The 21446-nt window shown below is 40.3% G+C and carries 31 protein-coding genes; 22 read left to right on the top strand and 9 right to left on the bottom strand.

Annotated features, from left to right (window positions below):
• The first annotated feature begins 95 nt into the window (after positions 1–95).
• The 3 genes from purR to pflA all read left to right on the top strand — a co-directional run bounded on the left by purR (position 96) and on the right by pflA (position 3158).
• The gene (gene purR / locus D8804_RS00430; RefSeq protein ID WP_002874197.1) at positions 96–923 is read left to right on the top strand and encodes a pur operon repressor; all 828 of its coding nucleotides are present in this window, start codon (positions 96–98) and stop codon (positions 921–923) included.
• A 66-nt stretch (positions 924–989) separates the two neighbouring features.
• Complete coding sequence (locus D8804_RS00425; protein ID WP_125398451.1) at positions 990–2246, top strand: diaminopimelate decarboxylase; 1257 nt, start codon at positions 990–992, stop codon at positions 2244–2246.
• Positions 2247–2363: 117 nt separating this feature from the next.
• Complete coding sequence (pflA, locus tag D8804_RS00420; RefSeq protein WP_125398450.1) at positions 2364–3158, top strand: pyruvate formate-lyase-activating protein; 795 nt, start codon at positions 2364–2366, stop codon at positions 3156–3158.
• Between the two features lie 74 nt (positions 3159–3232).
• Here the strand turns inward: pflA and yidC are convergent, their stop codons facing one another.
• Entirely contained in the window at positions 3233–4153 is a 921-nt protein-coding gene (gene yidC / locus D8804_RS00415) for a membrane protein insertase YidC (RefSeq protein WP_125398538.1), read from the bottom strand.
• A 77-nt stretch (positions 4154–4230) separates the two neighbouring features.
• A complete protein-coding gene (locus D8804_RS00410) occupies positions 4231–4509 on the bottom strand; it encodes an acylphosphatase (protein ID WP_001174621.1) in 279 nt (92 codons plus the stop codon).
• 33 nt (positions 4510–4542) lie between these two features.
• Here D8804_RS00410 and D8804_RS00405 point away from each other — a divergent pair, with 33 nt between their 5' ends.
• The 11 genes from D8804_RS00405 to D8804_RS00355 all read left to right on the top strand — a co-directional run bounded on the left by D8804_RS00405 (position 4543) and on the right by D8804_RS00355 (position 13348).
• Positions 4543–5283, top strand: coding sequence for a TrmH family RNA methyltransferase (locus D8804_RS00405; protein WP_125398449.1), 741 nt, complete (start codon positions 4543–4545; stop codon positions 5281–5283).
• Positions 5284–5337: 54 nt separating this feature from the next.
• Positions 5338–6021 carry a Bax inhibitor-1/YccA family protein gene (locus tag D8804_RS00400; protein ID WP_125398448.1) on the top strand — a complete coding sequence of 228 codons (684 nt, stop codon included), beginning with the start codon at positions 5338–5340 and terminating at the stop codon, positions 6019–6021.
• A 109-nt stretch (positions 6022–6130) separates the two neighbouring features.
• Positions 6131–7123 carry an aspartate--ammonia ligase gene (asnA, locus tag D8804_RS00395; protein ID WP_084971071.1) on the top strand — a complete coding sequence of 331 codons (993 nt, stop codon included), beginning with the start codon at positions 6131–6133 and terminating at the stop codon, positions 7121–7123.
• A 64-nt stretch (positions 7124–7187) separates the two neighbouring features.
• Complete coding sequence (rsmD, locus tag D8804_RS00390) at positions 7188–7727, top strand: 16S rRNA (guanine(966)-N(2))-methyltransferase RsmD (RefSeq protein ID WP_125398447.1); 540 nt, start codon at positions 7188–7190, stop codon at positions 7725–7727.
• A complete protein-coding gene (gene coaD / locus D8804_RS00385) occupies positions 7717–8205 on the top strand; it encodes a pantetheine-phosphate adenylyltransferase (RefSeq protein ID WP_125398446.1) in 489 nt (162 codons plus the stop codon). Before rsmD ends, coaD begins: the two co-directional genes overlap by 11 nt.
• Positions 8189–9226: a SepM family pheromone-processing serine protease gene (locus D8804_RS00380; RefSeq protein ID WP_000730769.1), complete on the top strand. Its 1038-nt coding sequence runs from the start codon at positions 8189–8191 to the stop codon at positions 9224–9226. The genes coaD and D8804_RS00380 overlap by 17 nt, the downstream gene beginning before the upstream one ends.
• Before the next feature lie 55 nt (positions 9227–9281).
• Positions 9282–9512 carry a DUF1146 family protein gene (locus D8804_RS00375; protein WP_002892633.1) on the top strand — a complete coding sequence of 77 codons (231 nt, stop codon included), beginning with the start codon at positions 9282–9284 and terminating at the stop codon, positions 9510–9512.
• Positions 9513–9534: 22 nt separating this feature from the next.
• Positions 9535–10818, top strand: coding sequence for a UDP-N-acetylglucosamine 1-carboxyvinyltransferase (gene murA / locus D8804_RS00370; RefSeq protein WP_000411923.1), 1284 nt, complete (start codon positions 9535–9537; stop codon positions 10816–10818).
• Positions 10805–11011, top strand: coding sequence for a DNA-directed RNA polymerase subunit beta (locus D8804_RS00365; protein ID WP_125398445.1), 207 nt, complete (start codon positions 10805–10807; stop codon positions 11009–11011). Before murA ends, D8804_RS00365 begins: the two co-directional genes overlap by 14 nt.
• Positions 11012–11051: 40 nt before the next feature.
• The gene (locus D8804_RS00360; RefSeq protein ID WP_001036766.1) at positions 11052–11876 is read left to right on the top strand and encodes a DNA/RNA non-specific endonuclease; all 825 of its coding nucleotides are present in this window, start codon (positions 11052–11054) and stop codon (positions 11874–11876) included.
• Between the two features lie 140 nt (positions 11877–12016).
• Entirely contained in the window at positions 12017–13348 is a 1332-nt protein-coding gene (locus D8804_RS00355) for a hemolysin family protein (RefSeq protein ID WP_000390050.1), read from the top strand.
• 209 nt (positions 13349–13557) lie between these two features.
• Here D8804_RS00355 and D8804_RS00350 read toward each other — a convergent pair whose 3' ends face one another.
• Positions 13558–14625 carry a site-specific integrase gene (locus tag D8804_RS00350; RefSeq protein ID WP_125398444.1) on the bottom strand — a complete coding sequence of 356 codons (1068 nt, stop codon included), beginning with the start codon at positions 14623–14625 and terminating at the stop codon, positions 13558–13560.
• 52 nt (positions 14626–14677) lie between these two features.
• On the opposite strand from D8804_RS00350, the gene D8804_RS00345 reads away from it, so the two are divergent.
• The gene (locus D8804_RS00345) at positions 14678–14989 is read left to right on the top strand and encodes a hypothetical protein (RefSeq protein WP_125398443.1); all 312 of its coding nucleotides are present in this window, start codon (positions 14678–14680) and stop codon (positions 14987–14989) included.
• 412 nt (positions 14990–15401) lie between these two features.
• Here the strand turns inward: D8804_RS00345 and D8804_RS00340 are convergent, their stop codons facing one another.
• From D8804_RS00340 to D8804_RS00330, 3 genes are all read right to left on the bottom strand, one after another.
• The gene (locus D8804_RS00340; protein ID WP_125398442.1) at positions 15402–15863 is read right to left on the bottom strand and encodes a DUF6414 family protein; all 462 of its coding nucleotides are present in this window, start codon (positions 15861–15863) and stop codon (positions 15402–15404) included.
• Positions 15864–16114: 251 nt separating this feature from the next.
• The gene (locus D8804_RS00335; RefSeq protein WP_125398441.1) at positions 16115–16879 is read right to left on the bottom strand and encodes a type II toxin-antitoxin system PemK/MazF family toxin; all 765 of its coding nucleotides are present in this window, start codon (positions 16877–16879) and stop codon (positions 16115–16117) included.
• A gap of 1 nt (position 16880) precedes the next feature.
• Positions 16881–17699: a LexA family transcriptional regulator gene (locus tag D8804_RS00330; RefSeq protein WP_185774005.1), complete on the bottom strand. Its 819-nt coding sequence runs from the start codon at positions 17697–17699 to the stop codon at positions 16881–16883.
• Positions 17700–17871: 172 nt separating this feature from the next.
• Here D8804_RS00330 and D8804_RS00325 point away from each other — a divergent pair, with 172 nt between their 5' ends.
• Complete coding sequence (locus D8804_RS00325) at positions 17872–18147, top strand: hypothetical protein (protein ID WP_125398440.1); 276 nt, start codon at positions 17872–17874, stop codon at positions 18145–18147.
• A 208-nt stretch (positions 18148–18355) separates the two neighbouring features.
• Here the strand turns inward: D8804_RS00325 and D8804_RS00320 are convergent, their stop codons facing one another.
• Positions 18356–18523: a YjzC family protein gene (locus tag D8804_RS00320; RefSeq protein WP_125398439.1), complete on the bottom strand. Its 168-nt coding sequence runs from the start codon at positions 18521–18523 to the stop codon at positions 18356–18358.
• A gap of 116 nt (positions 18524–18639) precedes the next feature.
• Between D8804_RS00320 and D8804_RS10040 the strand changes: the two genes are divergently transcribed.
• Positions 18640–18795 carry a hypothetical protein gene (locus tag D8804_RS10040; protein WP_185774004.1) on the top strand — a complete coding sequence of 52 codons (156 nt, stop codon included), beginning with the start codon at positions 18640–18642 and terminating at the stop codon, positions 18793–18795.
• A gap of 200 nt (positions 18796–18995) precedes the next feature.
• Here D8804_RS10040 and D8804_RS00310 read toward each other — a convergent pair whose 3' ends face one another.
• Positions 18996–19202, bottom strand: a complete 207-nt coding sequence (locus tag D8804_RS00310; RefSeq protein WP_125398438.1) for a hypothetical protein — start codon at positions 19200–19202, stop codon at positions 18996–18998.
• Between the two features lie 72 nt (positions 19203–19274).
• On the opposite strand from D8804_RS00310, the gene D8804_RS00305 reads away from it, so the two are divergent.
• The 4 genes from D8804_RS00305 to D8804_RS10035 all read left to right on the top strand — a co-directional run bounded on the left by D8804_RS00305 (position 19275) and on the right by D8804_RS10035 (position 20852).
• Positions 19275–19502: a helix-turn-helix domain-containing protein gene (locus D8804_RS00305; RefSeq protein WP_125398437.1), complete on the top strand. Its 228-nt coding sequence runs from the start codon at positions 19275–19277 to the stop codon at positions 19500–19502.
• A gap of 84 nt (positions 19503–19586) precedes the next feature.
• Positions 19587–19907 (top strand): ArsR/SmtB family transcription factor, encoded by a 321-nt coding sequence (locus D8804_RS00300; protein ID WP_260472315.1) that lies wholly within the window; start codon positions 19587–19589, stop codon positions 19905–19907.
• Between the two features lie 265 nt (positions 19908–20172).
• Positions 20173–20583, top strand: a complete 411-nt coding sequence (locus D8804_RS00295) for a hypothetical protein (protein ID WP_125398435.1) — start codon at positions 20173–20175, stop codon at positions 20581–20583.
• Between the two features lie 125 nt (positions 20584–20708).
• Positions 20709–20852 carry a hypothetical protein gene (locus D8804_RS10035; protein WP_185774003.1) on the top strand — a complete coding sequence of 48 codons (144 nt, stop codon included), beginning with the start codon at positions 20709–20711 and terminating at the stop codon, positions 20850–20852.
• On the opposite strand, the gene D8804_RS00285 is transcribed toward D8804_RS10035, so the two are convergent.
• Positions 20849–21052: a hypothetical protein gene (locus D8804_RS00285; protein ID WP_125398433.1), complete on the bottom strand. Its 204-nt coding sequence runs from the start codon at positions 21050–21052 to the stop codon at positions 20849–20851. The genes D8804_RS10035 and D8804_RS00285 overlap by 4 nt on opposite strands.
• A gap of 104 nt (positions 21053–21156) precedes the next feature.
• Between D8804_RS00285 and D8804_RS00280 the strand changes: the two genes are divergently transcribed.
• Positions 21157–21441, top strand: coding sequence for a DNA-binding protein (locus D8804_RS00280; RefSeq protein WP_125398432.1), 285 nt, complete (start codon positions 21157–21159; stop codon positions 21439–21441).
• The last annotated feature ends 5 nt before the right edge of the window (positions 21442–21446 follow it).

Here is a 21446-nt window from a genome sequence, read left to right as displayed (position 1 = left end):
AAAAACGAGCATTTTTTACGCAATAATGTTCGTTTTTTTATGTGAATGTGGTATAATGGATAAAATATCAAAATTAAATGGAATGGTAAATAAAAATGAAATTAAGAAGAAGTGATCGGATGGTTGTCATTTCCAACTATTTGATTAATAATCCATACAAACTAACCAGTCTCAATACCTTTGCGGAAAAGTACGAATCTGCTAAATCATCGATTTCAGAGGATATCGTGATTATCAAGCGTGCCTTTGAGGAAATCGAAATCGGCCATATTCAGACTGTGACTGGAGCAGGTGGTGGCGTTATCTTTACACCATCAATCTCGAGTCATGAAGCCAAAGAAATGATCGCAGACTTGCGTGATAAACTTTCAGAAAGCGACCGTATCTTGCCAGGTGGTTATATCTACCTATCTGATTTGCTCAGTACACCTGCCATTTTGAAAAATATTGGTCGTATCATTGCAAAGAGCTTTATGGACCAAAAAATCGATGCGGTTATGACAGTAGCAACTAAAGGGGTTCCACTCGCAAATGCAGTTGCCAACGTCCTCAATGTTCCATTTGTCATTGTGCGCCGTGACTTGAAAATCACAGAAGGTTCAACGGTCAGTGTCAACTATGTATCAGGTTCAAGTGGTGACCGCATTGAGAAAATGTTCCTTTCAAAACGCAGCCTCAAGGCAGGAAGTCGAGTCTTGATCGTGGATGACTTCCTAAAAGGTGGCGGAACTGTCAATGGGATGATTAGTCTCTTGCGTGAGTTCGACTCTGAATTGGCTGGTGTCGCAGTCTTTGCAGATAATGCCCAAGAAGAACGTGAAAAGCAGTTCGATTACAAGTCACTTTTGAAGGTAACCAATATTGATGTCAAGAACCAATCCATCGATGTTGAGATTGGAAATATCTTTGACGAAGACAAATAAGAAATAGAACTAAAGGTTGGAACGATTGTCCCAGCCTTTCTTTGCAAACAGAATAGAAGGATGCTTATGAAAACACCATTTATTAGCCGTGAAGATTTAGAAACGATTGTTTCTGAATTCCCAACTCCCTTTCACTTGTATGATGAGAAGGGGATTCGTGAAAAAGCAAGAGCTGTCAACAAAGCCTTTTCCTGGAACGAGGGCTTTAAGGAATATTTTGCAGTCAAGGCCACTCCAACCCCAGCCATCTTGAAAATCCTCAAAGAGGAAGGTTGTGGTGTGGACTGTTCCAGTTATGTGGAGCTCCTGATGAGTCATAAACTGGATTTTCCCGGTTCTGAGATCATGTTCTCATCAAACAATACTCCAGACCAAGAGTACGCTTATGCGCGTGAATTGGGTGCAACCATTAACTTGGATGCCTTTGAAGACATTGAACATCTGGAGCGAGCGGCAGGCATTCCAGAAATCATCTCTTGTCGTTACAATCCTGGAGGCGTTTTTGAGCTAGGAACAGATATCATGGACAATCCTGGAGAGGCCAAGTTTGGGATGACCAAGGACCAGCTTTTTGAAGCCTTTGCGATTTTGAAGGAAAAAGGAGCCAAGACATTTGGGATTCACTCTTTCCTAGCATCCAATACTGTCACCCATCTCTATTATCCAGAGTTGGCACGTCAGCTCTTTGAATTGGCTGTTGAAATCAAGGAAAAGTTGGGCATTTCGCTAGACTTTATCAATCTTTCTGGCGGTATTGGTGTCAATTACCGTCCAGACCAGGAGCCAAATGACATCGCTGTGATTGGTGAAGGGGTGCGTAAGGTTTATGAAGAAGTCCTTACGCCAGCAGGTCTTGGTCAGGTCAAGATTTTCACTGAATTGGGCCGTTTTATGTTGGCACCTCACGGAGTTCTCGTCACAAAAGTCACTCATAAAAAGAAAACCTACCGTACCTATCTGGGTGTAGATGCCTCAGCCGTCAATCTGATGCGTCCTGCCATTTATGGAGCCTACCACCATATTACCAATCTGCCCCATCCAGATGGGCCAGTTGAGGTCGTAGACGTGGTCGGTTCACTCTGTGAAAACAATGATAAATTTGCCATTAATCGCGAACTACCTCATACAGAAATCGGTGATTTGCTAGTAATTCATGATACAGGTGCACATGGATTCTCCATGGGTTATCAGTACAATGCCAAACTGCGCTCGGCAGAAATCCTCTATACCGAAGAAGGCAAAGCCCGTCAAATCCGCCGTGCAGAGCGTCCTGAGGACTATTTCGCAACCTTGTATGGTTTTGATTTTGAACCCGATCATTAAAAAAATGAAAATGAAAGTGAAAAACAGATTGCTTTCTAAAAAATAGACAAAAATCTTGTTTTTCCCTCAAGTCGTGATATAATAAAACTATAAAACGGTTTCAAGGAAGGTGACGATATGTCTGAAGAAACAATTGACTATGGACAAGTGACAGGAATGGTGCATTCGACAGAGAGTTTTGGGGCGGTAGATGGTCCTGGGATTCGTTTTATTGTCTTTTTGCAGGGTTGTCACATGCGTTGCCAGTACTGCCATAACCCAGACACATGGGCTATGGAGACCAATAAATCACGTGAACGGACAGTAGACGATGTCTTGACAGAAGCCCTTCGCTATCGTGGTTTCTGGGGAGACAAGGGAGGAATCACTGTCAGTGGAGGAGAAGCTCTCTTGCAGATTGATTTCCTGATTGCCCTCTTCACCAAGGCTAAGGAACAAGGAATCCACTGTACCTTGGACACCTGTGCCCTGCCTTTCCGTAATAAACCACGTTATCTCGAAAAGTTTAATAAACTCATGGCTGTGACAGATTTGGTTCTCTTGGATATCAAGGAAATCAACGAAGAACAGCACAAGATTGTAACCAGTCAAACCAATAAGAACATCTTGGCCTGTGCCCGATACCTATCAGATATTGGAAAACCTGTTTGGATTCGCCACGTATTGGTTCCAGGATTGACAGATAGAGATGAGGACTTGATCGAACTCGGTAAGTTTGTCAAGACCCTTAAAAACGTTGACAAGTTTGAAATCCTACCTTATCACACTATGGGTGAGTTCAAATGGCGTGAATTGGGAATACCTTATTCGCTCGAAGGGGTAAAACCTCCAACAGCAGATCGTGTCAAGAATGCCAAGGAATTGATGGATACAGAAAGTTACCAAGACTACATGAAACGTGTTCATGGATAAAAAAGAAGCCTGATGGAGACATCGGGCTTTTGTGATGCAAAAAGACTTAGCCTTTCAGCTAAGCCTTTTGAATCTTATCTAGATCGTTGTTTGCCAGAGTTGCGGTTTTTCTTTTTCTTATTGGTCGTGATCGTTTGAGGCTGCTTAGGAGTCACGTCTTTTCTTGCACCTGCAGAAGGGCTGACTTTCGGAGGGTTCTTTTCGTATTCTTCACGTACTTTTTGACGAAGTTTTGGACGAACGACATAGTTGACGATAAATTGTTGAAGAATCATCATGAAACCACCGACAACCCAGTAAAGTGTCACACTGGCTGGTGAGAAGAGGGAGAAGATAACAATCATGAGTGGGCTCATGTAGATCATTTTCTTAAGTTGCTCTCTTTGCATCTCGTCTTCTACTCCATGAAGCGAGAGGAGAGATTGGATGTAGTAAAGAATACCTGCAAAGGCTACGAGGAGCATGCTTGGTGAGCCTAGTTCGATACCGAGAAAGCTAGATCCTGCGACCCCTTCAGTATGTTGGGCTGCAAAGTAGATAGCAGAGAAGAAAGGCATTTGGAGCAAGATAGGGAAACATCCGACGCCTCCTAGCATGCTGATACCATGTTCTTTTTGGGCGGCAAAGAGAGCTTGTTGAGCCTCAAGTTTTTCTTCTTGAGTTGTTGCTTCTTTTAGACGTGTTTGATGTGGTTCAAGCACGTGTTTGAGGGCGTTCATCTTTTCAGAGTGAAGTGTCGCCTTCCATGATTGGTAGATACCAAGTGGCAAGATAATCAAGCGCACGATAATGGTTACGATAATGATAGCGATACCAAAGCCTAGACCTTTATCAGTAGCGAAGTACTTGATAGCTTCTCCCATCGGAGCACCCAAGAAATCCCAAACGGGACCAATTGGCTTACCTGTTGCTTTATCAATCTGAACGCAACCTGACAAGACGAGTAGCATAGCCACTCCCATAGCAGAGAGGGCAAAACGTTTAATAGATTTCAATGTTTTCATTCCTTCTTTAAAAATTATACCTTTCTATTCTACTGTTTTTTTGTAAAATATACAATAGTTCTGGAGACCTAATTTGCGACTTTGAAGTCTGAATAGGATGAAAAATTACTCATTTGCACATCCAGATAGGTAACTTTTGAGAAAGGTGTAGGGCCTTTACGGATCTCTTGGATAAATTTTGCCATAGTGGCAGAGGACTCTGCCTGAGCAAGAATTTCCACTGTGCCATCGTCATTATTCCAAACACGACCAGTGATGCCACCGATTTCAAGCGCTAGAGTATAAACGCCCCAACGAAAACCAACACCCTGCACCCTGCCTTGGGCAATCATTCTAACCTTTTGCATACCAAACCCCTTTGATTGTGTTATAATATTTCTATGACTATTATAACCTCAAAAGCTAATTCTGTGGTAAAAAATGCCAAGAAATTGCATCAAAAAAAATATCGAAAGTCTGCCTATTTGATTGAGGGCTGGCACTTGTTTGAAGAAGCTGTTCAAGCAGGAGTGACGATTGAGAAGATTTTTGCCTTAGAAAGTTATCGAGATCAGTTAGCTGCTTTTCCTCAAACTGTCTGGGTTTCAGAGGAGATTTTGCGGGACTTAGCAGATACGCAAACCCCTCAAGGCATTGTCGCAGTTATTCAAAAAGAAGAAATGGGACAGCCTGATCTTCGTCAGGGAAAGTTTCTATTTTTAGAAGATGTTCAAGATCCTGGCAATGTGGGTACCATGATTCGGACGGCGGATGCGGCAGGTTTTACAGGAGTCATTGTTTCAGACAAGTCAGCAGATATCTACAGTCTCAAGACCCTGCGTTCCATGCAAGGAAGTCATTTTCACTTGCCCATCTATCGTTTGCCTCTTGCCACCTTTGTAGAAGAGGCAAAGAAGAGCAATTTGCCCATTCTGGCAACGACCTTATCGAGAGAGTCAAAGGATTATCGTGAGCTTTCTTCACTAGAGAACTTTGTTTTAGTTATGGGAAATGAAGGACAGGGAATTAGTCCTGTCATGGCTGAGAGTGCTGATCAGCTGGTTCATATAGACATGAAAGGCCGAGCAGAAAGTCTCAACGTAGCAGTTGCAGCAGGCATTTTGATGTTTTATTTCAGCTAATTTATAAAAACTTTGTTATAATCAAGACATATTTATAGAAAAAGGAGAATCAGAATGAATCAAACAATTATTCAAGAACGTTCAGGTCTCAATCAATTTTACGCTAAGGTTTATGCTTTTGTAGGACTTGGGATTGGTCTATCGGCTCTCGTGTCAGCTTTGATGTTGACGGTCTTTCAGTCCCAATTGGTCTACTTTTTAATGCATGGCCGTCTCTGGTTGATGATTGCAACTTTTGCAGAACTTGCTCTAGTCTTTGTTGCAAGTAGCATGGCTGCAAAAAATAGCCCAGCAGCTCTCCCAGTATTTTTAGTTTATTCTGTTTTAAATGGCTTTACGCTTAGTTTTGTCGTAGCCTTCTATACACCTGGGACCGTCTTATCAGCCTTTGTATCCAGTGCCCTACTCTTCTTTGTCATGGCAGCAATCGGAATTTTCACTAAGAAAGATTTGAGTGGAATGGGACGTGCTCTGATGGCTGCGCTTGTTGGCCTCATCATTGCCATGATTGTGAATATTTTCTTAGCTAGTGGTTTCTTTGACTACATGATTAGTATTGCCATGGTCTTGGTCTTCTCAGGTTTGATTGCTTGGGACAACCAAAAGATTCGCTATGTTTATGAGCAGTCACGAGGACAAGTAGCGACAGGCTGGGTCATTTCAATGGCACTCAGCATCTACCTAGACTTTATTAACCTCTTCCTTAGCATTTTACGAATCTTTGGTCGAAACGATTAAAGAATTATAGAGTCAGTGTTCTAAAGAGCACTGACTTTTTCTTATTTACTCTTTTCTTTTCTTGGAAATAGGTGTATAATGCTTTTAACTAATTTTTGAGGAGCTGTTTATGAAGAAAAGTTTTATTCATCAACAAGAAGAAATTTCCTTTGTCAAAAACACTTTTACCCAGTATTTGAAAGATAAGTTAGAAGTTGTTGAAGTTCAAGGTCCTATCTTGAGCAAGGTCGGGGATGGGATGCAGGACAACCTGTCAGGTGTCGAAAATCCAGTATCTGTCAAGGTTTTGCAGATTCCAGATGAAACTTATGAAGTCGTTCACTCACTTGCCAAATGGAAACGCCACACCTTGGCTCGTTTTGGTTTCGGTGAAGGTGAGGGTCTGTTTGTTCACATGAAGGCCCTTCGTCCAGACGAAGATTCGCTTGACGCGACCCACTCTGTTTATGTAGACCAGTGGGACTGGGAGAAAGTGATTCCAAATGGACAACGCAATATCGCTTATCTTAAAGAAACAGTTGAAAAGATTTACAAGGCTATTCGTCTGACAGAATTAGCAGTAGAAGCTCGCTATGATATCGAATCGATATTGCCAAAACAAATCACCTTTATCCATACAGAAGAGTTGGTAGAACGTTACCCAGACTTGACACCGAAAGAGCGCGAAAATGCAATCTGTAAAGAGTTCGGTGCAGTCTTCTTGATTGGTATTGGTGGAGAATTGCCTGATGGGAAACCTCATGATGGCCGTGCGCCTGACTACGATGACTGGACAACAGAGTCTGAGAATGGCTACAAGGGACTAAATGGAGATATTCTGGTTTGGAATGAACCTCTTGGTTGCGCCTTTGAGTTGTCATCAATGGGGATTCGTGTCGATGAAGATACGCTTCGCCGTCAAGTGGCTCTAACAGGAGACGAAGATCGTCTGGAGCTGGAATGGCATAAAGCCTTGCTTAACGGTCTTTTTCCATTGACAATCGGTGGGGGTATCGGACAGTCTCGGATGGCCATGTTCCTGCTTCGTAAGAAACACATCGGAGAGGTTCAGACTAGTGTTTGGCCACAAGAAGTCCGCGACACTTACGAAAATATCTTGTAGGGAATCGAACCGTAAGGTTCGGTTTTCTTTCTCTTTTTTTCCATAATTTGGTATAATAAACGGTATGAAAATCGTATCAGGAATCTACAGAGGGCGTCCCCTCAAGACGCTAGAAGGCAAGACGACTAGGCCGACATCAGATAAGGTGCGTGGAGCTATCTTTAACATGATAGGTCCCTATTTTGAGGGTGGTCGTGTCTTGGATCTTTATGCAGGCAGTGGCGGTCTGTCTATTGAAGCTGTGTCAAGAGGTATGTCCCATGCTGTTTTAGTAGAACGGGATCGAAAGGCACAAGCTGTCATCACTGAAAATATCCAGATGACCAAGGAAGTTTCTAAATTTCAGCTCTTAAAGATGGAAGCTGAACGGGCCTTGGAGCAAGTGACAGGTCCCTTTGATCTGGTCTTTTTAGACCCTCCCTATGCCAAGGAACAAATCGTTGCAGATATCGAAAAAATGGCAGAGAGAAATCTCTTCTCCCAAGAGGTCATGGTTGTCTGCGAAACCGATAAGTCTGTAGAACTCCCAGAAGAAATTGCCTGCTTAGGCATCTGGAAGGAAAAAATATATGGGATTAGTAAGGTGACAGTTTATGTCAGATAAAATTGGATTATTTACAGGTTCATTTGATCCGATGACAAATGGACATCTGGATATCATTGAGCGAGCCAGCAAACTCTTTGATAAGCTCTATGTCGGGGTGTTCTACAATCCCCACAAACAAGGTTTTCTCCCTGTTGAAAATCGCAAACGAGCAGTTGAAAAAGCTGTGGCGCATTTAGGTAATGTAGAGGTGTTGGCTTCTCACGACCAATTAGTTGTTGATGTTGCAAGAAGACTGGGAGCTAAAACTCTTGTTCGTGGCTTGCGGAATGCTACAGACTTGCAATATGAGGCTAGTTTTGACTACTACAATTATCAACTGGCTCCAGAGATTGAGACTGTCTACCTATATAGTCGCCCAGAGCATCTTTATATTAGCTCTTCAGCCATGAGAGAACTTCTGAAGTTTGGTCAGGAGATTCAGCAATATGTCCCAAACAGTGTCGTGGAGGAATTAGAACATGAAGAAAAAAACTAGATGGCCCTTATATGTCATCCTAGCATTAGTATTGACTTTTTTAGCCTTTGTAGTACCTTTACCATACTACATAGAAGTTCCAGGTGGAGCGGAAGATATTCGTCAAGTTTTAAAAGTCAATGAAACAGAAGACACAGAAGCAGGAGCTTACCAGTTTGTGACAGTTGGGATTCGACATGCAACCCTGTCGCATCTTGTCTATGCTTGGTTAACACCTTTCACGGATATTAGAAGCGCTCAGGAGACTACGGGTGGCTCTACTGATGCAGAGTTTATGCGGATCAATCAGTTCTACATGCAAACTTCTCAAAACATGGCCAAGTATCAAGGCTTGAAGACGGCTGGCAAGGATATAGAACTCAAGTACCTGGGAGTCTATGTCTTGACCGTGACAGAAAATTCAACTTTTAAGGGCATTCTGAACATTGCGGATACAGTGACGGCTGTTAATGACAAAACATTTGACAGTTCAAAAGACCTGATTGATTATGTCAACTCTCAAAAACTAGGGGATCCAGTCAAGGTAACCTACGAAGAAGACGGAAGAGTCAAGACTGCTGAAGGTAAAATTATCACTCTTGAAAACGGGAAAAACGGGATTGGGATTGGTTTAATTGACCGTACGGAAGTGACCAGTGATGTTCCAATTCGCTTTTCAACAGCTGGTATCGGGGGTCCAAGTGCAGGTCTCATGTTTAGCCTAGCTATTTACACCCAGATAGCAGATCCAGGACTTCGTAATGGCCGCATCGTTGCGGGAACGGGAACTATTGATCGCGATGGAAATGTTGGCGATATTGGTGGAATTGACAAAAAAGTAGTTGCAGCCTCTCGTCAGGGAGCCAACATCTTTTTTGCTCCTGACAATCCAGTCACCGAGGAAGCGAAAAAAGCAGATCCCAATGCGAAAAGCAACTATGAAACAGCCTTAGAAGCTGCTAAAACCATCAAGACAGAGATGAAAATCGTTCCCGTAAAAACCTTACAAGATGCGATTGATTACCTCAAAAAGAATCCCTAATTCGTAGAAAAATCGAAAACTAGCGCGCAAGCAGAGAAGATGGTATAATAGTCAAATGGTTCAATTATTATTCACTCTAAGTAGTCATATACTCTTTATTTATTTGAGTTTTTACCTTTTGAAGGACCTTGTGAGATGGGAAAAGGTTTTAAAAGTGACCGCTACTAACACAAAAAAAGTTCGTTTGTTGGTAGGCTTCTTTAGTATTGTAATGGGCTACATCTTGAGTTCATTCTTTATCAGTTTGTACCAACTGTGGCAAGAAGCACTTAGAGGACTGTTATAAAATCAAAAGTAAAGGAAAAACTATGGAAAAAATTGTGGTTCAAGGCGGAGATAATCGTCTGGTCGGGAGTGTGACGATCGAGGGAGCAAAGAATGCAGTCTTGCCCTTGTTGGCAGCGACTATTCTAGCAAGCAAGGGGAAGACAGTCTTGCAGAATGTCCCAATCTTGTCAGATGTTTTCACCATGAATCAAGTGGTTCGAGGTCTGAATGCCAAGGTGGACTTTGATGAGGAAGTTCATGTTGTCGAGGTCGATGCGACTGGTGATATCACGGAGGAAGCTCCATACAAGTATGTCAGCAAGATGCGGGCATCGATCGTTGTCTTAGGACCAATCCTTGCTCGCGTAGGCCACGCCAAGGTATCCATGCCAGGTGGTTGCACTATTGGGAGTCGTCCGATCGACCTCCACCTCAAAGGTTTGGAAGCTATGGGGGCAAAGATTAGCCAGACAGCTGGTTACATCGAAGCCAAGGCAGAACGCCTGCATGGAGCTCATATCTACATGGACTTTCCTAGTGTTGGCGCAACACAAAACCTCATGATGGCAGCGACTCTAGCTGATGGTGTGACGGTCATTGAAAATGCTGCGCGTGAGCCAGAAATTGTTGACCTCGCTATTCTCCTTAATGAAATGGGAGCCAAGGTCAAGGGAGCCGGTACAGAAACAATCACAGTGACTGGTGTTGAGGAACTCCATGGAACAACTCATAATGTGGTACAAGATCGTATCGAAGCTGGAACCTTTATGGTGGCTGCAGCTATGACTGGCGGAGATGTCCTCGTTCGTGATGCAGTCTGGGAACATAATCGCCCCTTAATCTCAAAACTACTTGAAATGGGTGTTGAAGTGACAGAGGAATCAGAAGGCATCCGTGTTCGTTCTCAACTTGAAAACCTCAAGGCTGTTCATGTAAAAACTTTACCACATCCAGGTTTCCCAACAGATATGCAGGCGCAATTTACAGCTCTGATGACAGTCGCAAAAGGGGAATCCACCATGGTGGAAACGGTGTTTGAGAATCGCTTCCAACACTTAGAGGAAATGCGCCGTATGGGCCTGCATTCGGAGATTATCCGTGATACAGCTCGTATTGTCGGAGGACAGGCTTTACAGGGGGCAGAAGTTCTATCAACGGACCTTCGTGCCAGCGCAGCCTTGATTCTGACAGGTTTGGTAGCACAAGGAGAGACAGTTGTCGGTAAATTAGTCCACCTTGATAGAGGTTACTACCGCTTCCATGAGAAGTTAGCTCATCTAGGAGCGAAGATTCAGCGGATTGAGGTTGATGATGAAGAGGAATAGAAATAAAAATAAGAGAATACGCTATGTACTCCGTCGCTTACTGTTGATTTTTATCGTACTCTTGCTGGGATTCCTTGCTTTAGGAATCGGCTTGATGATTGGCTATGGTATCTTAGGAAAGGGACAGGATCCGTGGGCTATCTTGTCTCCGGCGAAGTGGCAAGAATTGATTAGCAAATTTACAGGAAATTAGGCTGGGAGACCAGTCTTTTTCTAAAGAAATAAGGAGAAAAATGAACAAAAAAACGAGACAGGCTCTGATAGGGTTACTTATATTCTTACTCTTGGCTGCTGGAAGCTATTATATCAAGCAGATGCAGTTGACATCAAACACGCCTAAAACCAAAGTTAGTCAGAAAAAACAAGCTTCAGAAGCTCCTAGTCAGGAGTTGGCAGAAAGTGTCTTAACCGAGTCGGTCAAGAATCAAATAAAAGGTGGTCTAGAATGGAATGGGGCAGGTGCCTTTATTGTTAATGGTAATAAAACCAATCTAGATGCTAAGGTTTCTAGCAAACCCTATGCGGATAATAAAATAAAACCAGTCGGGAAAGAGACCGTCCCGACTGTTGCCAATGCTATCTTATCCAAAGCGACTCGGCAGTATAAGAATCGTGAAGAGACTGGAAATGGATCCACCTCTTGGACGCCACCAGGATGGCATCAGGTCAAGAATCTAAAGGGAACCTATACACATGCAGTTGATAGAGGACATCTGCTGGGCTATGCCTTGATAGGTGGTTTGGATGGTTTTGATGCCTCTACCAGCAATCCCAAGAACATTGCAGTCCAGACAGCTTGGGCAAACCAAGCGCAGGCTGAGGATTCGACAGGTCAGAACTACTATGAGAGTTTGGTCAGAAAAGCCTTGGACCAGAATAAGAGAGTCCGTTATCGGGTGACGCTTCACTATGCGACAAATGAGGATCTAGTTCCATCCGCTTCACAAATCGAAGCCAAGTCTTCGGATGGTGAATTGGAATTCAATGTCCTGATCCCCAATGTTCAAAAGGGAATCCAGCTTGATTACCGAACAGGTCAAGTCACAGTGACAAACTAGAAACAATCTACAAAAGAACAAAAATCGCTCCTTTGTTTATCATACGATAAGGGAGCGATTGTATAAATTGGAAAATAATGTGATTCCTACGCTAATTTGTGATATAATGGAACACAAGATACTATTTTAGGAGAAGGACTATGGAAGACCCGAGCAGTCAGAATTTGTTGCTACAGTTTGTACTTTTAGTTGTATTGACCTTTTTAAATGCCTTTTTCTCAGCTACAGAAATGGCTATGGTGTCACTAAATCGTGCCCGAGTAGAGCAAAAAGCAGAAGAAGGAGATAAACGTTATATCCGTTTGTTAAAGGTACTTGAAAACCCTAATCACTTTTTATCAACGATTCAAGTCGGTATCACCTTAATCACGATCTTGTCAGGGGCCAAATTGGCGGATACCCTTGGACAAGTGATCGCATCTTGGATGGGAAGCGGAGAGACGGCTTACGCCATTGCAAGTTTCCTCTCTTTGGCATTCTTGACCTATATCTCCATTGTTTTTGGTGAGCTCTATCCTAAGCGGATTGCCCTCAATCTGAAAGATGCTTTGGCGATTCGAACAGCACCAATTATTATTGGTCTTGGAAAGATTGTAAGTCCCTTTGTCTGGCTACTATCTGCTTCAACTAATTTGTTGAGTCGTGTGACCCCAATGACCTTTGATGATGCTGATGAAAAGATGACACGTGATGAAATAGAGTACATGCTCACCAATAGTGAAGAAACACTGGATGCAGATGAGATTGAAATGCTACAGGGGATCTTTTCTCTAGATGAACTAATGGCTCGTGAGCTAATGGTGCCTCGTACAGACGCCTTTATGGTAGATATTCAGGATGACAGTAAGGCGATTATCGAAAGTATTTTGAAGCAAAATTTCTCACGTATTCCTGTTTATGATGGGGATAAGGACAATGTCATCGGTTTGATTCATACCAAGCGCTTGCTAAACGCTGCCTATGCGGATGGTTTTGAAAATATTGTCTGGAAACGAATCCTCCAAACGCCACTATTTGTGCCTGAAACTATCTTTGTGGATGATCTCCTTAAAGAGCTTCGAAATACCCAAAATCAAATGGCTATCTTACTAGACGAATACGGTGGTATGGCTGGTTTGGTAACTCTGGAAGACCTCCTGGAGGAAATCGTCGGCGAAATTGATGACGAAACGGACAGAGCAGAAATCGAAGTCCATCAAATCGGTGAGGATACCTATATTGCACAAGGAACCATGAATCTTAATGACTTCAACGACTATTTTGGCGTTGAACTAGAAAGCGACGATGTGGATACTATCGCCGGTTATTATTTGACGGGTGTTGGTACGATCCCAACAACTGAAAAAATCAGTTATGAACTGGTCAGTCAAAACAAGCAGGTTATCTTGACCAATGATAAGGTGAAAAATGGACGTGTTACCAAGGTAAAAGTTCAAATCACCGAAATAGAACCCGAAGAAGAAACCGAGTAAAACAGTGATTTTCGTCACTGTTTTTTATTCGTCCCAAAAGATTTTCAAAGTTGTCCTTATTTGTCCGAAGAAAAAAACAAAAAAGCCCGATTTACGGGCTTTTCATTCGGTTAATTCCTGTTATTTCAGGTATTGAAAGGCGGTAGACGGATTAAATACTATTGATTTAATGGGCTTTATTAAGGTTTCGCCCCAAATCCGCCCCAAATTCAAGCAATCAGGAATATTTCTTTGATTTTTTCAAAGTTCTTTTCTGCGAGTGCTTCCATTTGATGCGAATATACTTTCAAAGTGATATCCGGGCTTTCATGCCCTAGCAATTTTGATATGGTTACAATATCTACACCCTTTAAAATCAAATAAGATGCGTAAGTGTGACGCAGACTGTGATTTCTTACTGGTCGACCAACTAGCTTTTTTATCAGCTTATTACAAGCCGAATTTGACACACCAAAACAAACTCGATTTTTTATGTTTGCTTGCCAATATTTCTTTTTATAAGTTTTCAGCGTTTCTATCGTGGTTTTGTCTATTGGGACTTTTCTTTTTGATGTTTCATTTTTTAGATCCGCAAAATCTTGCGTCTTGGAATAGTCAAATGACTTGTTTATATCTATAATTCCATTTTTTAAATCTATGTCGCTCCAAGTTAGCCCCAGAGCCTCAGAGAAGCGTATACCAGTGACTGAAAGCAGGTAGAGAGTGAAATAGGACACGTACTGGATATTAGAGCGAGTAGACGAAATTAGAGCCTTATATTCGCTTTCTTCCAAGAAGTCGTTTTCTTCTGCTCGGTTTTCGATTTGTGACTTCACTTTGGCATCTTCAGCAAAATTGTAGCTGATCACTTGTTCTCTGACTGCGACTTTCAAAGCACCTTTAATTTGATAGTGGAATTTCTCTAGTGTTTCTTGAGCGTATTTCTCGCCAAACTCGTTTAATTTTTTTTGATAATAAAGGGGCGTTATATCCTTTACTTTCAAATCCTCGAAATATGTCTGAATGTGTTTGAGGTTCTTAGTATATGTATCCCATGTTTTATCTTTGACATGGGGATGCTTGTAAACATCAGACCAAGTTTTTACAAAATCATAAAGCGTAACATCTTTATTTGTTAGTATATTTTCAGTTAGATTTTCTTCAATCTCTCTTGCTGCTGCTTGAGCAAGTTTTTTCGTTTTAAATCCGCTCTTTGATTTCTGTTTATATTTACCAGACTTATCTTTATAAGAGATGCGATATTCCCACCCGTTATCTCTTTTTCTAAAGTATGCCATTGTTTTTACCTCACTTTTTTGATAAAATGGGTATAAGAAAACGACCTTTTTAATGGTTGTTTCTTATACTGAAGTTCCTCACACTCAAGATTGCCGTCGGAGAGTGTGGGGGTTTTTGTTGCTTTTTGATACTGTTCGTTGTAAAATAGTGATGAAAGGTGGTGCAATAATGTTTTCTTTTTTTACTAACGTCACCAAAGAGCGACAAAAGATGGAGCAATCTAAAAAAGAAATGGAATTGCGCCACAAGGAATTTGCCGATAGAGTTCGCATGGATATTAAAACAGGCGAGGAAGAACTCGCTTTAAAAAGAGAGTGTTTTAATCAGCGCTATGGACATCTATTTCGTCCTCGAAATAAATAGCAATAGGTCTTACTAGGTGGTCGTCTTTGGCTACCATCCCAAAAGAACCAAGCATAATATTCAAGATTGTTGTTGGAGCGTACTTCAACATCAAGTTACTATCTTTCATGTGTGAGAAATCGCTAGGTATTTGTTCGTCAAAAGTTGAAGAGCAGATACCTAGCATTTTTATTTTTCTCTTTCCTAGTTGCATAAAACTAAGCTGAACACTTTGAACTCGAAGAAATTCAAGCGGAAGTATGCTGAAGGTATTACTAATTTTGATTAGATTTGTTTCAGGTAATAACTTTGTTAAGTAAGAAGACATATGCTTCATTGTCTCAAAGTTATTCCAACCATTCCTGGAAAGTTCTTCTTGGATTTGTTTAATCCTAGGTAGGTGTTTGTCTTTGCCCTTTATTTTTCTCAATTCTTATTGTAGCGATTTAAATTCATCGTATCCAGGAAGTAAAAATTTTATTTCTTCTAGATCACTTGTATTTGCTAATTGTTCAAAGTTAAATACCGTCAACTCTCCAGATACAGAAATTAAGTCACCATCTTGGTAATCGCTATGTTTTATAAGTTCTTTCGCCTCAAGACCAGTGATAAGCAAATCTAAAGAATAATCATCAAGAGCAGTTTCTACTAGATTTTTATTTGACTTAGAAAATACAAAGTTGTAACTATCAACATTAGTATTAGAGTAGCTTCCTGCTGCTTTTAATAGAGCAGAGAGGCCGACGTCACTGGATGTAGTTGTTTGCTCGGTACTTCCTTCGGTCCTAGAATCACTCTCAGAATTTTCGTTCACTAACTTCGTTATCAGCCCCGAGTTCTGCTGTGCTAAAAATGAATTGACTAGTTTTGTATCTAAATAAATTATTTCTTTCATTGATTTTACCTTTTTTAAATCACTAACACTAAATACTCTTCTTTACACCCTCACACTCAAGATTGCCGTCGGAGAGTGTGGGGATTTTTTGAGTTGTTTCCAAAATGGAAACAGTTGCTAGATAAAAAGAAAAGTAGCCGTATCAAATACGGCTACCATCACGTTATGGATCTAAAATCCAAATGTAAACTTTATGGAGCTAAACTCCTGATAGCTGTATTGTAATATAATTATTAAGAAATGTCAAGAGATTAGAAAAGGTATAATTCTTTTAACTTTTCGTTAATTTTGTCCAATGTGTTATCAGATACTTTCATTTTTCCGATTGGATCTAATCTATTTTTCTTTAAAATTCTATCTTTGCTGATTGTTTGAAGGTTATTACACTTGGCATAAGAGCGCTTAATGTATTTTTTGTAGTATTGAGTTAATTCAATAATGTCAGATATTTCTGATTGTGTTCGCTTAAGGTTGTCATCGTCTACTATCTTAGGTTGAATTATTTCGTTTGAAAATTGTTCTGTGTAGGCTTGGTAGACATCCGATAAGGCAGCTTCAGTGATTGCATTATTGGAATCTAAATATTTTAGGTAAGCAAATAATTCTTTGTGTAATTTTTCAATATATTCATCAAGCAAAATAGAAGGGTATTCTGCAATAATTTCATCAATGAGTACAGTATCTATTTGATTTTTAGATGTTAGAGGAATTACTGTAAGTGTTTTTTTATAAGGACTATCTCCTTTGTCTAAGACAATCGCCCAATGATTATTCGATAATTCTCCGCCTATATTAACACCAAACTCTACGAACACTAGAGAGCCACGGCTGAATTTCCAATATTTTCTTTTTTGAGTCTTGGCTTCAAATAAGAATTGTTCAGATTGCCTTTTAACTGCTGGTGCAAGAAATCTGTATTTAGAAGATGTATGTTTTGCTTTACCAAGTTTATAGAGCTTTTCAACTTCTATGTAGTTTTGTTTGGTTTGTTCAAAATATGGATTTTCTTTATTCATTTTATTTCTCCCTATACACCCCGACAACTGCAAAAATCTTGATGTGTGTGTCTTCGGCTGGTGGGAAGTCTAGGATGATATCTTCATACTTGTCATTGAGGGAAACTAGGCGTAAGCGTCCGTTTTCGGTGTATATCTTCTTGAAGTAAGAACGGTCTCCGTATGCGATAACTGCTAAATCTCCGTTGTAGGTGGTCAATCCTTTGTCTAGCAAATAGAGGATATCTCCGTCTTGGTAGTCAGGTTGCATGGAATCTCCGCTGACTTTAGTAGCAATATCGTGACGTGGTGGTTGCTCGTCAACCTCTATAGTCTCTCTGTCTGTATCGTCGTAGCCAAATCCATAGTTAAATCCACAAGCTGCTGCCGTCTCAGAAACAACCTCAACTTGATACAAGCTGATGATGTTCTCCGATACTTCGTTTATCTTCGTTTCTTCGTCGTTCCTCTGCTCTTTCAGTTGCCTCTTTGCATAATTCAAGACTTCGACTTGTCTTGGAGGTTTTAGTTCGTCGTAGATTGATTGGATAGGGGAAGTGGTAGAAGAGGGGTCATCGACCATAGAATTATTAGTTACAAATCTAGGATCTAATACAGATTTAGGTACTCCAAAAAAATCTGCAATTTTTTGAACATTACCAGGGATTGGCAAAGAAGTTCCTTTTACATACCCTGTCAATGTGCTAGGTGGTATTCCTGTCGCTCGAGATAGCTCAGCTTGTTTACAATTTCTATCAGATAAAATTGAGTTAAGATTTGCGGAAAAGACTTTCATATCCTCTTTATCTTGAGGAGTTAATTTCCCTCGTCCTCTTGCCATGTTTTTTCCTCCTATCTTCTTTACTATATAATACCGTTTATTTTCGATTTTGTAAATAAAAAATTCGAAAAAATTACGAAAAAAATCGAAAAATCATTGACATACGATTTAAATCGTAGTATAATTAAATCAAGCTTAAGGAAATAACAAAAACAAACCGGAGGGAAACATCATGAATAAAGGACTTACAACACAAGAACAAATCGCACTAGCAAAAGAAATCTTACAAGTTAAGAATCGCAGAGAACGCTCATTGAAACTTGGAGAAATCCTAGATCGTGAAAAGCTATCATCAGATGATATGTACGAATTGTATAACACACTATTGACAGCAATCGGAGTTTACGGTGACGTCATCGGATTTGATGACAAAGATTTTCAAGAAATGGCTCTTACAATTTTGGTTCTTGAAAAGGTTGAAGAAGTGAAAGAAACTAGGGTAGCGTAGAGGGGCGCGATTCCCCTCCTAGTTATTGCTCATAGAGCGAAAAAAAGAGAAAGGAGTAGAGGAATGAAATGATTCACCATTATATAACTCATTATGCAAGTAACGGGAAAGATTACGCTGAAGCATGGATTCAAATAAATATTTTTGGAATGTGCTTTTGTTTATGGAAAAAGCGTACAACCATTGAACGATTGTACGCAAACGAAGATTAGACTTTCTTCCAGCCGTTGCCTTTAGCTGATGTCGGAGGTAGCCGATCACCTTTTCCAATTGTTGCAGTATGACCATTAGTGACTTTTCCACCACGAGGTCCCACCTCTACATAGTGGCCGGGTTTCTGATTGTCTGTTCCAGGTTTTATTGGAGTCTTTGACATAAGACTGCTCCTTTCTATTGAAATTTTTGACTAAAACGGTGAGAGGTCCTAGTCAAAATTATTATAGCAAATCAAGAGGGAATTCCATCGGTCTTAAGACCGATATAGGAGGTTGAATGGAAGATAAGATCATTGAACTTGCTGATTACTTCATCAGCGAATCTACAACGTACAGAGAAGCTAAGATAGCATGTGAGAAGCTATTGAGACAAGTCGCTCATGAGATTGAACTCAGGGCGCTAGAGAGTGAGACGATGGTAAATGACAACTAACAGAATTGTGTCAGTAAAAACATCTATACACGATGTGCTGCTGATGGCAAGAAAAAACCACTCTGCTGTATTCGTCGATGGGATGTTTCTCGACGGAGTAGAGAGAGTGGAATTTATCAATCATTTTGCAGATGAAGATTGTGAAGTAATTTTGACTTTTAACGATGGTATAGACAATAACCCCTTTCCATTGAATGAGCTCAGTCTATTAGAAAAGTTATTTGGTCAGGCTTCAAACGGGCAATCCTTACGGGATATTGCCTTGCAAACTCTTGAAGATGGCAATTAGTATCTAAGCCATCAAAGAACGATACATGTATACTGAAGCTTTCTTTTCCGTCTTTCTTGGCTCTTTCGTACTCTTTGCCAAGGGCAATCAGAGAAGCTTCTAATTGATAATCAGTCATAACATCACCTCCTTTCTGACTACATTATAGCAGAATTGCGAGGAACAAATAGAAAAATAAGGAGGTAGGAACGTGCCGAAAATGACATTAAGAGCAATAAGAACAAATTATAACTTATCTGCAAAAGAAGTTGCCAACAAACTGAACATTCATCAACAAACACTGTTGAAGTATGAGCATGATAGTTCAAAAATTCCAATGGATCTTTTAGACAAACTTGCTCGACTATACAATGTCGAAAAGGATTTTATTTTTTTAGGCAAAAAATACGAATTAAATCATAGACTAGGGGAGGTATGAATGAACAAGTTAGAGTTACAGAAAGGAGCTTAAATATGAGGTATGCAGTACATATTCAGAAACACTCATGGGAATTACACATCTTTGAATAATGCTTATGCTCAAGACAAACGTTTAAAGGCAACAACGATAGGTATCCTTACAGTAATCTTGATGAATAAGTCTGATTGGGTTGTGTATCCCGATGAGATTGCACGACGTCTAGGTATAAGCAGGCGCACGGTAGATGAGCACTTTAAACTTTTAGAGAAAGCAGGTTATCTCAGAGTATACCGCTTAGGACTAGGTAGAGGTAAAGGCGTCACAGTACACAGATTTTTTTCAGATGTTCCTATTTCAGATAATTACTTTGAATATCTAAAAACTAATCTTGAGAAAGAGTTATCCACAGATGACGGAGTTTAAAAATACAGTTGGAAAATATTGCCATGTGTAAAATTGCCATGTGTAAAATTGCCATGTGTAAAATTGCCATGTGTAAAATTGCCATGTGTAAAATTGCCCTCTAATAAATACTAACTATACAACAAGTACTAACTATACAATAATCTAAGCCTAACGGCACTAACTTAGTAATAAATACTAACTTACAACAAACTACTACTAATCTAAATAAAGAAAAGGGAGAAATTTCTAATTTAGGACTTTGCAAAAATGGAAAGGAGTACTCATGAAGCAATTCAAACTAAGTATTAAACCGAAGCAAGAACCTACTGAGGGTCAATCTCTTAATTCTTCAGGGTATTCAGTGAAAATCAATGACTGGGAGCTTGGCCGAGGGGTAATTGATTTTAAACTAGAAATGCCTGCGGATAAGAAACCAAAAATCACCATCACAGCAATTCCAGATGTTATTGAAATCGATGCGACGGTGATTGCTGAAATTCAGAAATTACAATCTGAAGAAACATCAAATTATAAAGACGATGAGCAGCAGAAGGTTATTTTAGAAGACTTGTTGATTTATTCTAAAGAGCTGAAACAAAATGATTTTCATTCAAAGATTATTATTTCAGCGGATGGAGTTTATCTAGAGCAAACAAAAGAGTTTCACCCACTTGATGAAACTCAATTGGATTGATGACGAACTGGAAGTCAGTAGCGTTGACAGCAAAGATTTGATTAGGAAATGGTTGAACATGTAGATTGACACTCTCATGTCTATTGACATATTCAACGCATTTCAACAAAGAAAGGAGAGGAAATATGTCAAAACATTCATTGGTTTTAGATCAAACTTCTGAGTTTGTAATTGCTGTTTTGGATGAAGCAGATAAAAAAGACCCTGCAACGATTATAGCTGTTGCAGAGTTATTGAAGTCATATAAATTACTGAAGTCTATGGATTAGCTTCTGTGGTTTATATAACAAACTTGGTCGATGTTGACTAACACGACATATTGCTCATCTGATAGTTTCAATTCAATTAAATTGGGACTTTCAGGAATTTCGTCAACAACAGCACAAAAAGTATGACTCTTTCCGTTGGTGAAAGCGATTGAAAGAGTAGATGACTTATTAGCAAGATGTTCAATAATATATTTTTTCATTATTTTATCCTCCTTTCTGGTTTCATTATAGCAGAAAAGGGGATAGCAAAAAAGCACCTGACGGCAATCAGGCGCATGACAAAATTATTCAAGGAAATTATAACATGAACGATTTAATGATGCAACTATTAGACCAGTTTGAAGCTGGACTAATGGATAGAACGCTTAAGGTCATGACTGTTATCACGGATGAGAGGAGACGCTATCCGATGGAGCTGAACAAGTCACAATGTTCTGAAATGTTGTTAGGAACGAAGGACACAGCGACATTCGACGAGCGTTTCAACCGTCACGCAGACTTTCCGCGCATCAAGGGTAAGCGTGAGAAATATCCAAGGGATGCAGTTATTGAATGGTACCACGAAAATTGGAAAAAGACAGCTATTTAACGAAG

Source organism: Streptococcus oralis (assembly GCF_003944215.1).
Classification (GTDB): domain Bacteria; phylum Bacillota; class Bacilli; order Lactobacillales; family Streptococcaceae; genus Streptococcus; species Streptococcus oralis_BI.
This window is presented reverse-complemented; position numbering and strand designations above follow the sequence as displayed.